Origin of the sequence: Limisphaera ngatamarikiensis (assembly GCF_011044775.1) — a bacterium.
In the GTDB taxonomy this organism is placed as follows: domain Bacteria; phylum Verrucomicrobiota; class Verrucomicrobiia; order Limisphaerales; family Limisphaeraceae; genus Limisphaera; species Limisphaera ngatamarikiensis.
The window spans coordinates 38,219-52,875 of sequence record NZ_JAAKYA010000036.1; the positions used below are offsets into that span (position 1 = coordinate 38,219).

The following is a 14,657-nucleotide window of genomic DNA, read 5'->3' on the forward strand; positions in this document are numbered from 1 at the left end:
GGAGCGGTGCAAGGGCGGTTCATTTGGCATCCAACACCTGCCGAATGCGCTCGAGCAACGCGTCGGGTTGGAACGGCTTGGACAGGAAGGCCTGGCCGGGCGCCAGGTCCAGTGTATGCCCGGCCAGTTCCTGGCTGTAGCCGCTTATCAGGATGACGCGCAGGGCCGGCTTTTGTGCCTGGAGCTGCCGGGCCAGCTCGCGGCCGTTCATGGGACCGGGCATGACCAGGTCGGTGATGAGCAGCTGGATATCTGAACCATGCCGGTTCCAGATCTCCAGGGCTTCTTCGGCGTCGCGAGCACTCCAGACCCGGTACCCGTACCGTTCCAACGCCGCATGGGTCAGCCGGCGCAAGGCTTCATCGTCTTCCACAAGCAACACGGTCTCGGTGCCGCCGGGTGGGGTGGCCCGTGCTTCGGCCCGGTTGGCGGTCGTAGGTTCGCCCGCCAGGGGCAGATGGATTGTGAAAGTTGTGCCCTGCCCCACGGCGGTTTCGACCTCAATCCAGCCATGGTGTTGCTGGACGATGCCATAGACGGTGGCCAGCCCCAGGCCGGTGCCTTTGCCGGGCTCCTTGGTCGTGAAAAAGGGTTCAAAGATGTGGCTCAGCACCTCCGGCGGTATCCCGCACCCCTCATCCTGGACGCGCAGGACGGCGTAGCGTCCCGGCCTGGCGGAAGGTTGGTGTTCCACGGTTTCAGGCCCGACAGTCAGTTCGGAGGTCTGGATGAACAACCTCCCGCCGCGGGGCATGGCGTCGCGGGCATTGACGGCCAGGTTCAAAAGCACCTGATCCAGCATCCCCGCGTCCGCGCGCAACCACAGGGGTGCAGGGTGGAGATCGAGTTGCAGGCGGATGTCCTCACCGATGATGCGCCGGAGCATCTTGGCCAGGCCGGTCACGCTTTCGTTCAGGTCCAGCGTCCGCAATTGCAGGACCTGCCGGCGGCTGAACAACAGCAGTTGCCGCGTGAGGTTGGCGGCCCGTTCGGCTGCGGCGTGGATTTGCCGGAGCCCCTCCCGGACCTCGGGCGTCAGAGACGCCTCCTCGCTGAGCAACTCGGCCTGCATGAGGATGGTGGTCAGGATGTTGTTGAAGTCATGCGCCACGCCGCCGGCCAGTCGCCCCACCGCCTCCATCTTTTGGGCTTGGAGCAATTGCTGCTCCAGCTCCCGTTCGCGGGTAATGTCGCGGGTGACGCCAACCCAGCGTTCCACGCGGGGACCGGCTCCGGCCGCCGGATAGATCCGGGACCGAACCCACCGGACACGCCCGTCCGGCCGCACGATGCGGTACTCAAGGTCCCGGGTACCGGACCCGTTACCAAGACGCGACAGGAAATGCTCGACCCGCTCGCGATCCTCGGGATGAACGTAGTGCATCCAAACCTTGGGGTTCTCCAGGAGCTGCTGGAGCGGCACCTGCCAGATTCGTTCGAAGGCGGGACTGATGTAGAGGAACTGTCCGCTGGCGGCGTCCTTGATCCAGAAACAGTCCTCGACCGTCGCAGCCAGCTGCCGGAACCGTTCTTCACTGGCGGCCAGGCGTGCCTCGGCCGCCCGCCGGGCCTCCTCCTTCGCCTGGGCCTCCAGGGCGAACCCGAGGTCCTGCGCCAACTCCTCGAGCAGCTGGATCTCCTCCGCGTCGAAAAAACCGGCCGTGGCAGCATACAGGTTGAACACGCCCTGCACCTGGCCTTCGACGAGGATGGGCAACGACGCCATGGCGCGATACCCCCGTGCAAGGGCCGCGGCACGCCACGGCTCGGCCTCGGGTGCGGTGGCAATGTCGTTGCACACCACGGGGTGACCGCCCGCCAGGGCCTCCCGGGTAAGCGTGCAACCCAGGGCCGCATCCTCCAAAAACCGCTGAACGATCCACAGGGTGTCGGGGTCTGCACCGGCACTGGCCACCACACGCAGCGGACCGCCCCGCGGTTCGCGCAAAGCAGCGCAGGCCATCACAAATCCGCCGGTGTGAACCGCAATGCGGCACGCCCCCTCCAGCAGCGCAGCGGGCCGCCGCTCGCGCACCAGAAGCTGATTGATTTGACTGAGGACGGCGTAGGTGCGGTTGAGGCGGACGAGCCGCTCCTCCGCCAGACGCTGTTCGGTGATGTCCTGGGAGGCCCCGTACACGCGCACCACCCGCGTGCCGGTCTCGTCAAAGACCGGTTCGGCGTAGTCGCGCAACCACCGCACCTCCCCCGTGGCGGTCACCCAGCGCATCTCGCAGACGTCCCGATGGCCGCTGGCGACCCGACGGGCGTGCTCAAGCGTTTTGGGCAGGTCCTCCGGGTGCACCAGGGTTTGCCAGCCGCCCCGGGCAATCACCTGCTCCAGCGTCAGGCCGAAAACCCGGGTGAACGAGTCCGTGACCCACTCCCCGATCAGTTCGCCCCCGGGGGTCACCCGGAAAATGTAGGCGTAGTCGGAAACCAGGTTGGCGATGATCCGATTGCGCGTCTCACTTTCGCGCAGGGCTTCTTCGGCCCGTTTCCGCTCGGTGATGTCAATGGCGCTGCCGATGGCCGCCGGCCGCCCCTCCCAGAGAATGGCACTCGCAGCAAAGTCAATCCAGCGTTCGCTGCCATCCTTGCGGAGGATCTTGAATTCGTATCGGGTGGGCACGGACTCGCCGCGCTGTCGGGCCAACCCGCGTTGTCGGACCAGCTCCCGATGATCCGGATGAACGACCTCCCAAAACCGGGTCTGGAGAAGTTCCGTTTCAGTCCGGCCGGTCAGCGTGCAGGCCGCCGGGTTCACATAGACGAAGTGCTCGCCGGCATAGACAAAGATGGCTGTGGCGGAACTTTCCGCCAGGCGCCGGAATCGTTCCTCGCTCTGGCGCAGTTTTTCCTGAAGGGCCAGCGTCTCCGTCACATCCCACAGCACGCTGACCACCCCGAAGAGTTGCCCGGCCGCGTCGAACAAGGGCGCTGCATGCGCCAGGACATCCCGTCGCGAACCGTAGGGCCGCTCGAGCCGCACAACTTCTCCACCCACGGGCTGACGCCCGGCCAGGCACCGGGCCAACCACAAGTCCGCCGGATCCAACGGCGCGCCGTCGGCCCGGTAAAACCGCGACGCACCACAAAACCGGTCGACCGGATCCCGGAGGCGGAGGTGGCGTCCAAACAGACTTTGTGCCTGCGCATTGTGGTACAGGATCAAACCCTCCGCGTCGCAAAGACATGCCGCCGCCGGAAGGGCATCCAGGGTCTGCATCAGATGGTCCCGGGCGCTCTGGAGCTCGGCGTTGGCCTGGCGTAGTTGAGCACACTTTTCCTCCAGCTTCCGGATCAACACACGGGCATGACGCTGCTGCAACACCGCCGGGTCGAGGTCGGGGGAAATCTCCGCCGCCCGGAGTTGCCTTTGACGGGCTTGATCCAACACCGACCGCAGCCGGTTCACAAACTCGTCCGGGTCCGCCGGTTTGAGAATGAACGCATCGGCTCCCAGGTCACGGACCAGCTGTTCATCCTCCGGTTCCTTGTAGGTGGCGGTGTAAACCACAAAAGGGACACTTCTCAGGGTCGCATCCGCCTTCCACTGCCGCAGCAGGGTAAAACCATCCATCACCGGCATCAGAAGGTCGCTGATCACCAGGTCGGGCCGACATTGTCGGGCCCGCTCCAGCGCTGCGGCACCATGTCGGGCTTCCACAACCTCAAACCCCTGGCCCGTCAGCAGCGAACGCAGCAGGTAGAGGTTGTCCTCATGATCATCCACAATGAGTACACGCATGATGAACCAGCCGGTTGAGGACCATTCAACTGAAAGGCTCTCACACCAGTATCCCCCGGGTCAATCCGGGTTCGAACGGTCGGGACCGCTCCGGAATCGCCGGATGTGCGGTCGGCACAGTAAAAGTGGGGCTGGACCCTGGTCGGCTTCATGGGGCGTTGGATCGATCCCGCCGGGGAGTTTCAGCCGCAGGTACCCCAACGTAAGCCTCCACCTCCCGGACGAACGTGTCGGGGTTGATCGGTTTCTCAATGTACCCGGTGCACCCGGCCGCCAGCGCCTTCTCCCGGTCGCCCACCATGGCGTACGAGGTCACAGCGACGATGGGTATGGACCGGAGCCCGGGCAGACGCCGCAGCGCACGGGCCACTTCATACCCGTCCATCCCCGGCAACTGGATATCGAGGAGAATCAGGTCGAACTGTTCCACGGCTGCCAGGGACAGGGCAGCCGGCCCGGTGGGGGCGTGTCGGATCTCGTGGCCGGCCTTTTCCAGCAGGTAGGTGGCCAGGTAACGATTGGCTTCGTTGTCTTCAATCAAGAGAATGCGCATGGTGAGGATGAACCCCGGGGTTCAGGGGGGTCGTGTTTGGGGGATTGCCCGTGGGGCCCCGGTGCCGTCCCGCCACCGCGGAGCCGGCCGGTGGGGAACCGTTCCGGCGCCGTGCCGGTTTTCCCGGGGTGGCACATGCGGCACTTGCATGGCCGGGAGGATGCTCATGTCGGTTTGTTCATGAGCCGGGACCCGTACTCCGCGCTTCTGATGCGCCCGGGTCTCCCCGCGGTTCAACGGGCAGCAGCAAGGTGAACACACTCCCCTGACCGGGTTGGCTGTGCACCTCGATGCGCCCGCCCAAAAGGTCGGCCAGACGCCGACAAATGGCCAGACCCAGGCCCGTTCCCTCATGGGGGCGGCCGGGTCCGGTCTGGAGCTGCTCAAAAGGTTGAAAGATTCGCTCCAGGTTCTCTGCCGCGATGCCGCAGCCCTTGTCCTCAACGCGGAACCGGAGCTCGCGTGCCGATTCCACCAGGTCCACCCAAACCCGGATTCGCCCCTGCTCGGTGAACCGGACGGCGTTGGCGAGAAAGTTCAGGAGAATCTGCTCCACCCGCCGGGCATCGCCCACGGCGCGGTCCACCGCCGGATGCAGCGCAAGTTCCATTGCCAGGCCCTTGGACTCGACCCGCGGGCGAACGGCCTCCACAGCCCGCGTCACCACCTCCCGGACACTGTAAGGGGCCGAGGCAACCTTCATCTGGCCCGCCTCAATCTTGGAAAGGTCCAGGACGTCATTGATCAGGTCCAGTAAATGCCGGGCGTTGTCGCGTACGATGGTGAGCTGTTTGCGTTGTTCCTCGTTCAGAGGCCCTGGCAGTTCTTTCAACAGAACACCGGTAAACCCGAGGATCGAATTCAACGGGGTGCGCAGTTCGTGGCTCATAACGGCCAAAAATGCCGATTTGAGTCGGTCGGCTTCCCGGGCGCGCGCAAGCGCGGTTTCGAGGGAGCGGTTGGCCTTTTGCAGTGCGTCCTCGTGGCGGCACCGCAGGTTGACCTCCCTTCGCAGCCACCCAAAGGTCACCACGAGGGTGACCATGCACAAGACACCGAAACCCAAAAGACCCACCCGTGTCCAAAGCGGCAGGTTCTGCGAGGCCCACCAAACCAGGAAAAACAACCACGCAACCCCCAGCAAAACGACCGCGCAGGCAAAGGCTGCGGAAACACGTCCGAGAGTCCCGGATGGGATAACCCCGAGGCATCCGGCTTTGCCGGTGTGGGTGGGCCCGGACATAAGCCTGCAAGGCCTCTTTACTCCAACCCGGCGAACCTTTCAAGTTCCCGAACCGCGACGCTTCCCGCCGGAAAGAAAAAAAGCTGACGGGCCGACCGCACCGGGGAGAATGGGGGTATGGCGCGGTGGCTCAAGGCGTTGGTGGCGGTGTTCCTGCTGCCGCTCTGTGTGGGGGCGTTTCAAACGCTGGCCCGGGTGATTTCCGCCAGTGGCGGCATGGCCACCTTTTGGTTGCCATTCCTCTGCGGGGCGGCCTGCTGGGTGGTGGTGTTCTGGCTGTTGCCACGGCCCATGTGGCTCTACGTGTTTGGTCACGAACTGACCCATGCCCTGGCAGCCTGGTTGTGCGGGGGCCGGGTCAAACGCATGCGGGTCAGCGCACGGGGCGGACACGTGCTCGTGAGCAAGACCAACTGGTGGGTAACCCTGGCCCCATACTTCGTCCCGATTTACGTGGTGCTCGTCCTGGTGGGGTTCGGCCTCGGTCATTTGCTGTGGGGCTGGGGACGGCACCCGGAGTGGTTATACCTGTTCCTTGGAGCTGCGTATGCCTTTCACGTGACGTTGACCTGGCAGGTGCTCCAAACACGGCAGCCCGACATCACCAGCCAGGGCTGGTTCTTTTCCCTGGTGATCATCGTGTTGGGCAACCTCCTGGTGCCCATGCTGGGCTTGGGGCTGTTGACGGGGGCGGTGCCGCTGGGCACCGTGCTGGGATGGTGGTGGCAGGAAACGGCCCGGGTCTGGCTGTGGTTGAGCCGCGTGATCTGAGGACCCGGCCGGAGGGGATGTCACCGCACCCGGACGCGGAAATTCACACGCACGGTTCGGTCCAATGCCCGACCGGCCGCGCCACGTATTGGATCCGCCGCCGGGTGGGATCTTCCAGCGTGTAGATGGCGAACTCGAAGGGTTCCTGACGATAACTGCCAAGCCACCAGCGGCGCAGCCGATGGGTCAACACCCACCACGGTGTGAGCCAGCGCATCCACAAGGGGGCGGTCCGGCGCAGGCGCAACCATTCCTGCCGGGCACCTTGCTGCCGACTCAGGTTCCCCCCGGTCCAGGTGAACGCCGAGGTGAACCGGCCCAGTACGGTCATCCGGATGCCGGCCCTCAACAGCCGCACCATCCATTCGCCGTCCCCACCGTAACGCCAGGTGGGATCCAGCCAAAAGCCGCCCGGATCCAGGAGCCGGCGCCGGAAAAACATCCCGCAGGAGTACGTACTGAGATGGCATGTCCAGGTGTGGGCCAGGCGGGGCGGCTCAACCCTGCGATGGAAGAGGTATTGACCCCGCCCGTCCACCATGATCACGTCGCCGAACACCACGTCCACCTCCGGCCGTGCCTCGAAGCAATCGGCCACGGCCCGAAGTGCGCCCGGCAGGTACTGTTCATCCGCGTTGAGCCAGCCACAGATCTCCCCCGTGCCGCGACGGAGACCGCGGTTGATGGCATCGTACATCCCCTGGTCCGGTTCGACCTGGAGCCGAACCCGCGAATCGTGGCGCAACCATTCCAGCGTCCCGTCGTCGGAACCGGCGTCCTGGACAATGTGTTCGACCGGCACGCCCTGGTCCGCCACCGAAGCAATGCACAGCCGCAGCCACGGACCCGGACGATAACTGGGTGTGACGATCGTGAACCGCATCACCGGACCAATCCCTCGGCGCTGTCCGAACCCGACGGCATGAGAACCCCGGAGCGCCGGACACCGGGCCGGACTCGACTCACGGAGCCGTTTCAGGAACCGGCCGCAGTACACGGGCCGGATTGCCCGCCACAATGGTCCGGGGTGGCACATCCCGCGTCACCACGCTGCCAGCCCCCACAATGGCGCCCTCGCCAATGGTCACCCCGCACAGGATCGTGGCGCCGCTGCCGATGGAGGCCCGCCGACACACCCGGGTGGGGATCACCTGCCAATCCTTCTCACTCTGCGGCGTGCCGTCCGGGTTGGCCGCGCGCGGGTACCGGTCATTGATGAACACCACCCCGTGACCAATGAAACATTCGTCCTCAATAATCACCCCCTCGCAAATGAACGTGTGACTGGAGATCTTGCAGCGCGCACCAATCCGCGCGTTCTTCTGGATTTCCACAAAGGTGCCGATCCGGGTGTCGTCGCCGATTTCACACCCGTACAGGTTGACAAACGCGTGAATCCGGACGTTGCGACCGAGTTTGACGTCCGGCGCAATGCGAGCGAATTCGGGCATGCCAGCTGAGCTCATGACGGCAGGATAGCCGAGCCGGCCGGAGAGGCGAGCCCGGGTTTTGCCCGCGCGCAGTCCCCGCGAAGGAATGCCCGCAACCTCCCCCGCGGCGGGCCGGAGCCGGTTCGTCCTCAGCCCGGAGTCCGCGAGGACCTGAGCCGCGTTGGCCGGGCACCCGCCATGTTCACGGTAACACCCGGGCCCGATAAAACCGCGCAGGAACGTTCGAGGCCGACGTATCGATGAAATCCAGGATCCCGTCGCCGCTGGCGTTGGTGCGCAACGGCAACCACGACCCCGCCACGGGGCTGGCAGCCGCTTCGAGGACATACCGCACCCCCGGCTGCCCCTGCAACCGCAGCCACACATGGCCACGCTCCGTCCGCTCCAGAAGGGTCAGCCGGGGCCGCGCCACGGCCGGCCGCGCCACGACACGGAAGTTGTCAAACAACAGGTAATTGTCACCGGGCCGGGCCGGATCGTAATAAACCCATACCACGTCAATCTCGCCGAGGGTGAGCAATGCACCGGTGGTGGTGAGCGGCTGATTGGTGGCGATGAGCCGGCCCCCAAACGTGGCGCTCCACCGGTTGGCAGCAAAATCCATCGTCACCACCAACAGCTCCGGAACACCGTTGGTGAACCGAACCTGAGTGGTTGTCCACTCGTTCGTCCCGTCAAGCCGATAGGAAATGTCCTGATAAAAGTTGTCGAAATCGAGGGTGAACAACCGGTTGGTCCGGTGGTTGTACACCTGCCACTGGAAGTTGTCGTATTGGCCATTGGTGCTGGAGGAATCCTCAATGCTCATCAGCACCGAAAACTCCACCACGGGCAACCCGGCCGACACCGGATCGAAATTCAACGGCCGCCACACAATGGTTTCCGTCTCGTTGGAGTGTTCCGGCGGCCAGTAACCGATGTATGCCTGCTGTCCCTGACCGGGAAAGAAATCCTCCACCAACCCGTTACCCCCCGTGCCCATGCCCAACCAACCTTGCTGGCCCACCAGGGTGTACCGGATGTCATAACCCTCGGACGCCTCAAACCCCGTAAAGAAGAGGTTGGTGCCGGTTCCCTGGGCGGCCACAAGAAGCGGCAGCAGGATCAGCCCGGGGAGCGTGAACACCAGCTTCAGCGGCCAGCGCCCGATCGGATCCGGCGACCGCGTTTCAGATGACGATGCGACGGTGAAATGGATCATGATCGCAGGCAATCGCGTACTGCGAAAGCATCAGTGGGCGTCCCGGGACCGACCCGGCGCAGCCCCGCCACGTCCGGTGCCGGCCGGAGGTGCAGACGGCGGCGCCGGCGTGGCCGGTGCCGGGCGTACAGAAGGTCCAGGAGCTGAAGGTGCAGGAGCTGCCGGCGCCGGAACTGGTGCCGTTGGGACTGGCGCGGGTGCAACCTGAACCGGCGGTGGTGCCGGTCGTTGGACCGCAGGGGGTGCAGGCGCCGGTTGCGGCGAGGCCGGACGGACGGGCGCCGGTGCGGGAGCTGACCGCACCTCGGGCCGAGCCGGCGTTGAGAAGACACGATAGCGGGACGAAGATTCTGTGCCGGCCCCGCCCGACGGATGCGGCGCCGGGGAATTGAACCCGGGCGGCGTGCTGGGCCGGATCACAATCACATTGTTCGGCTGCTGCCGTTGTACAGTGGGTGCAGGAGGCGCCGCGGGAAGGGTCGAGGCAGCCGGTGCCGGAGCAGGTCGGGACTGAATTGCCGGCGAGGGTTGCGGCGCCGCTGCGGTCGGCCGTTGCGGGACTGGTGTCGAGGGTTGTGTCCAGGTATGGGTGGCCTGACTGCGTGGCTCGGACCGGATCGGCCGGGCGGGTGGGATCCCATTGCCTCTTTCACCGACGCGGTTTGGCGTTTCGGCGCCGCGTGCAAGAGGACCGGTGCCGAAAGATTGCGTCAGGGATGGCTGCTCCACCGGAGCCGGTGCGGGCTCGGGACCCGATTGGGCGGCCAGTTCGGGTGCCCGGACGGGCGGTGCGGGCCGGGTCTCAACCGACGCGGACCGCGATTCGACCCTGTGGGTGCGGACGATGGGTTGAGCGGCGCGTAGGCCGGCCCCGGGCTCAGTTTGAGGCAAAGGACCGGGACGCAGCGCCGGCTCGCGACCCGGTGCGGCCTCGCCCGCTGGAGCGGTTGCCACGGCGGCCGGGGGCGCCGGTGGCCGTTCAGGTCGGCTGATACCGGGCACCCGGGCCACCGCGGGGCCGGAAATGCGAAGTCGCGGCGCCACAACCTCGCCGCGGGCCGGTTCCCAGCGCTCTCGCGCAGCAATCAAAGAGGTCGGCTGCGTTCCTTCCACCGGTTCGGGTCGAATCCGAAGGGGTCGCACCTCGCGCCCGGTGCGTTCACGAACCTGCTCAGGGTCAATGCCACGGTTCACAATCCGATCGCGTTCCCGGACCAGACCGTCCTTGACCGGGCGGGATTCGTCCACCAGTCGTTTGCAATCGTCGTCCCTCACACGGTGCCGGTGCGGGTGCCGATCGTGGAAATGGCTCCACGAAACGAACGTGAACCAGCTCCAGCCAAACCCGTAGCTGCTGTAGGCGAAGCCGAACCCGGTAAAACTGCCGTAAGGCGGCAACGGCGCCCAACCACAATACCCCGGATGATACCGCCAGGTCACCCAGGCCGGCGCCCATACCGTGTCCGGCCACCAACACCAACCCCACCGCGGATGCAGGAACCAACGTCCATAATGAAACGTGGCCCATCCCCAGGTGTAATCCGAATGCCAATACCAGCCGTGGTCGGTGTAAATCCAACGTCCCCCATGGCAGTAGGGTCGCCAGCCGGGTTGACGAATCACCACGCTCGGCTGCCAGCAATAACCGTAGCCATCCACGTACACCCAGGTGCCGTAGGGCGAGAGCGCGTCGTAGAAGTACTGATAAGTGACGTTGGTGGTGGCGGCGGGGGCGGCAGCCGTTTCCGGGGGCGCTTCGGCGGGTGCGTTGGTAACAGGTGCGACAAACTGGGGAGCGGAAGCACTGATTTCCGGCGCCGGGGCGGTGGCCGGTGCAGCGGACTGGGCCGCAGCAGTGGCGGCCGTGTCACCCAGGGACGGCAGTTGCCCGCCCAGTTCGCGCAGCCGCCGATCCTGCTCGATCATGGCCCGGATCACCTCGCTGGAAACGCCCAGGTCGTGCAAATACACAATCTGCTCGGCCCCCAGGTTGAACGTGCGGGTGCTGTTGGTCACAAACGCCAGCATCACCGAATCGGGAACGGCTGCCCGGGCCAGCCTCACCAGTTCCTGCGCTGCCGGCGAAAGGTTCAAACCCTCGGGCACGGAAATTACATGGGCGCCGGGAGCAGGTTCGGGCCGTTCCGGGGGCAGGACCGGTTCCGGTGCGGCCGCGGGTTCGTCGGTCGGAATCTCGGGCACTTCCAATCCGATGGCGTCATCGGCGGTGGCTGAGGCCGCTCCGGATTTTGGTGCCCCGACAGCGACGGGTTCGGCATTGGTTGGGTTGGTTGACGCGGCGGCGCTTTGACCCTCGGCCCGGTTTTCGGGCTGGGTGGCGCGGGCACACCCGGCCATGATCAGACAGAGCAGCAGGCTGGCAACACCTGCGCTCAAGATCGGCATGCCGGTTTTCATAAGCCACTCCAATCTACCGCTTGTTTGCCCGGGTTGCCACCGCTGCCCGGCGGCGTCTCCCAACGGGTTCGACTACCCGGGCAACCCCGGTATTCAGGGCTCCGGATGCCGAAGCAGGTACGCACCTCGGCGACAATGACTTGCCTGGGGTGACCGATCCCGCCACGCATTCTCCGGATTCCGACCCGATGATGTCGAACGCAGCCGGGGACGATGGAGGTCCAGAAACGACCTGTAGGACCGCGTTTTTGCGTTTTTCGCCGGCCCGGCCGGGCCGCACTTCAGCCGGCCGTGGTTCTCAGCCATCAGTCCAGGACCGGCAACCCCAAACGCCGCAGGTAATCATAAGTGGCATCATAGAACTCCGGCAGCCGTGTGGGGTCACTGCGATCTCCGGGCGGCACAAACACCACCATGCCCTGTCGGGCGCGCGTGAGCAGCACACGATAGGCATTCACGAAATATTTGCGTCTCTGCGGTGACGCCACCCGACACCAGCGCGTGCCCCGGAAATCATAATGTTCCCAGCCCCCACCTCCGAGGCGCAGGTCCGCATCCCAGGTCACGCACGCCCAGTCCACCTCCAGTCCCTGCACCTGAAATTCCGTGGCGGCGTCCTCGAGATAGTAACTGGACCGGATGTCGTCCCGATCGTTCAGGAACCAGCATACCGGGTCCACACTGACCCGGACGTCGATGGCGTGAGGTTTCAGCCGCAGGGCGCGAGAAGAGGCCAGCAGGCCGTAACGTTCAGAGCCCCGGGCCTGTTTGCGCACCCAATCCTTCGCGGTCTTAAGGTCCCGCGTCAGAACGATGGGGTAGGTGGAACAAAGCCTTTCCCAATGCCTCTCAGCCGCCGCCCGATCGCAATCGAGCAGGGCTTTCACAAAGGCGGACACGTTTTCGGCACGAAAGGATCTCATGGAGACGGCCAGATGCAAACTCTCCTCCAACCGCACATTCGGCCAGGCAGACGCCATGGCAACGGCACGCCCGGCCGCATACTCGGAATCCGTCAGCCGGGGGGAAATGCAGGCGTGCCAATGCCGAAACCTCGAACCGACGGCCTCCAGCCACGCCTCAATGCCGGCTTCTCCGGTGTTGATTTCCTGACCGCCCCCCACCAGGCAAACCACAACCGCCCAGTCCTCATGGCGATCAAGACAGGAAAGAAGAAACTCGGGCTCGGATTGGGACCAGTTTTTGATGCCGTGCCTTTGACGCATGAACCGCGCGGTTTGCTCCGCGGTCCAGGCCCGTTGGGCCTCATCAAAGATGGCCACGTGTTCCGCCGGAGCGCCCGGATCGGCCACCGCCTCGTCCCGGAAATGATGCACGTTCTGGATGAACGCCTTGACCGTGGATAGAACCGAGGCCTTCGAAACCGGAGAACCCCGGCCCCTTCGGCGACGCACCTCATCTCGCACCAGCGCCTCCCGCAGGACCGCAATCAACGGACCATTCCCGGACAGGTACACCGAGTGAAATGGTGACGCCTCCCGCGGATGACGTGCGGCCAGGTTCAGCCCGGCCAGCGTCTTGCCCGCACCGGGTACGCCCGTCACAAAACAAATCATTTTCTTTCGACCCTCCCGTGCCTCCCGGATGATCGACTCGAGACACTGCGAAGTTTCGGCCAGGTTGCGCGCGCCCGCGTCGCTCCGGGCCAGGTCTTCCACGGAATGGTTGGCGTACAGGGCACGAGCGGCCTCGATGATCGTGGGGGTGGGTCGGTAGACCGACCGGGCCCAGCTCACCGGATCAATGGCGGCTCCCCGCACACGCCGTGCAATCGCTTCAAACACCGCACGTAACGAGCCCGGTGAAGTGCAGATGGGACGAAACACCAGGTCGGGATCGTGCTCCACGCCGTCGAGCGAGCCCGGGACGGCCTCGGCGGCAACCAGTACGGGCACCACCCAGGCATGGTGACTGCCTGCATGGAAATTCTTCAGGTCGAGTGCATAGTCCCAAACCTGTTCCCGCGCCCACGAGGTGGGACCGGACTCCCCGGTTTTGAACTCGAGCACATACACCGCCGCCTCGTGCAACACAATGGCATCGGCCCGCGCGCCCATGCGGGGAATGGCAAATTCCAGAAAAATCCAGCCCGGCAAACCGGCCAGCTGGTGACGAAGAATCTCAATTTCCTCGTTCCAGGCCCGGATCTGGGACTGATCAACGTCAAAGGTGCTGTTGCGGGCGAGCTGACCCAGCACCGCCCCGCTACTGGATCGGCAAAACTCCTCGATCGAGCCCTGGTACCAGGCTCGTCGGATGAGCGGTTCCGAAGGTTGGGCCGGCATGGGACCGCGCACGCATACAATTCTGCCCCGGCAACGGGCTTCTTCAAAGGGTTTTCCGGTCGCCACCAGATCTCCATCAGCACTCCCCACAGGCCAAACGCCCCATCCCGACCCGCCCGGGATGGAAACCCCGGCAGGGTGCTCCCGGATCTCGCTGGGACTTTTGAGCGCCGGCGAGCACCGCGACCTGATGCACCGGAGCGCGAAGGCCGTGAAGAGCTTCGGGTCCGCAAGGGCGCGGGAAACCACCCTGCTGCACAAGAACCAGACAGGCCCGGCCGCGATGTGCCCGGCCCCGACGGATGCCGCGCGATTCTGAATTCCCGTGACGTACCCTCGATCCGGGTACCTGACCGCCGGACAGGTCCAAGATGACGTCCCGGTCCAACTTACCTGACCCCTGTCGGCTCAATCCAGGTTGGCCTGCGTCCACACCGTTCGAAACCACCGGGCACGGAGGACCGTGCCCCCGCAATGGTTGCCTGGGAGAGACCACGTCCTCGCGGTCCGCAAGAAAAGGCAGACCCCGGTGCCCGCGCCGAACCTGCAGCGCGACTCAATCGGCCGGTGCCCTTGCGAGCTCCGACAGGTCGGGATGGACCGCGTCCTCGCGGTCCGCTCGAATCCGCCTGTAATGAGCTGCTGATCTCAAGCAGGTGTGCCGGCCACCCGACTTATTCCAGGGGTAAAAGGCTGCGGAACACTTTGCCGGACAGCAACCGCCGCCGTATTGTTCCAAGCATAGCCTTGTGTCTTCATTTCCAGCCGTTCTCTGTGTCCTCTGTGTCTCTGTGGTTCAGTCCCTCCATGCCTTCGTGGTGGGGTGGCAAGGGCGAAGGTTTTTGTGGTCGCAATTTTTTTGTTGACAGGGTTTGGGGTTGTGGTAGGAGGTGGGTCGACAGTTCCCATGACCTCGGCGTGGCTCAAGCCCGTGTTGAGCGTTGCGGATCCACCCACCCGGAT

The 14,657-nt window shown here is 65.0% G+C and carries 9 protein-coding genes; 1 reads left to right on the forward strand and 8 read right to left on the reverse strand.

Features of this window, described 5'->3' with window-relative positions; genetic code table 11:
• Positions 1-19 precede the first annotated feature (19 nt).
• From G4L39_RS05785 to G4L39_RS05795, 3 genes are all read right to left on the reverse strand, one after another.
• Positions 20-3,751, reverse strand: a complete 3,732-nt coding sequence (locus G4L39_RS05785) for a PAS domain S-box protein (protein WP_165106628.1) — start codon at positions 3,749-3,751, stop codon at positions 20-22.
• A gap of 148 nt (positions 3,752-3,899) precedes the next feature.
• On the reverse strand, positions 3,900-4,304 hold the full coding sequence (locus G4L39_RS05790; RefSeq protein ID WP_165106630.1) for a response regulator: 405 nt from the start codon (positions 4,302-4,304) through the stop codon (positions 3,900-3,902).
• Positions 4,305-4,482: 178 nt separating this feature from the next.
• Positions 4,483-5,370 carry a sensor histidine kinase gene (locus G4L39_RS05795; RefSeq protein WP_205880816.1) on the reverse strand — a complete coding sequence of 296 codons (888 nt, stop codon included), beginning with the start codon at positions 5,368-5,370 and terminating at the stop codon, positions 4,483-4,485.
• A gap of 294 nt (positions 5,371-5,664) precedes the next feature.
• On the opposite strand from G4L39_RS05795, the gene G4L39_RS05800 reads away from it, so the two are divergent.
• Positions 5,665-6,318 (forward strand): M50 family metallopeptidase, encoded by a 654-nt coding sequence (locus G4L39_RS05800; RefSeq protein WP_165106633.1) that lies wholly within the window; start codon positions 5,665-5,667, stop codon positions 6,316-6,318.
• A 43-nt stretch (positions 6,319-6,361) separates the two neighbouring features.
• Here G4L39_RS05800 and G4L39_RS05805 read toward each other — a convergent pair whose 3' ends face one another.
• From G4L39_RS05805 to G4L39_RS05825, 5 genes are all read right to left on the reverse strand, one after another.
• Positions 6,362-7,201 carry a glycosyltransferase family 2 protein gene (locus G4L39_RS05805; protein WP_165106635.1) on the reverse strand — a complete coding sequence of 280 codons (840 nt, stop codon included), beginning with the start codon at positions 7,199-7,201 and terminating at the stop codon, positions 6,362-6,364.
• A 79-nt stretch (positions 7,202-7,280) separates the two neighbouring features.
• Positions 7,281-7,784 carry an acyltransferase gene (locus G4L39_RS15390; RefSeq protein ID WP_205880817.1) on the reverse strand — a complete coding sequence of 168 codons (504 nt, stop codon included), beginning with the start codon at positions 7,782-7,784 and terminating at the stop codon, positions 7,281-7,283.
• Between the two features lie 166 nt (positions 7,785-7,950).
• A complete protein-coding gene (locus G4L39_RS05815; RefSeq protein WP_165106636.1) occupies positions 7,951-8,970 on the reverse strand; it encodes a hypothetical protein in 1,020 nt (339 codons plus the stop codon).
• 30 nt (positions 8,971-9,000) lie between these two features.
• The gene (locus G4L39_RS05820) at positions 9,001-11,388 is read right to left on the reverse strand and encodes a DUF6600 domain-containing protein (protein WP_165106638.1); all 2,388 of its coding nucleotides are present in this window, start codon (positions 11,386-11,388) and stop codon (positions 9,001-9,003) included.
• A 305-nt stretch (positions 11,389-11,693) separates the two neighbouring features.
• Entirely contained in the window at positions 11,694-13,694 is a 2,001-nt protein-coding gene (locus G4L39_RS05825; protein WP_205880818.1) for a DUF2075 domain-containing protein, read from the reverse strand.
• Between the last annotated feature and the right edge of the window lie 963 nt (positions 13,695-14,657).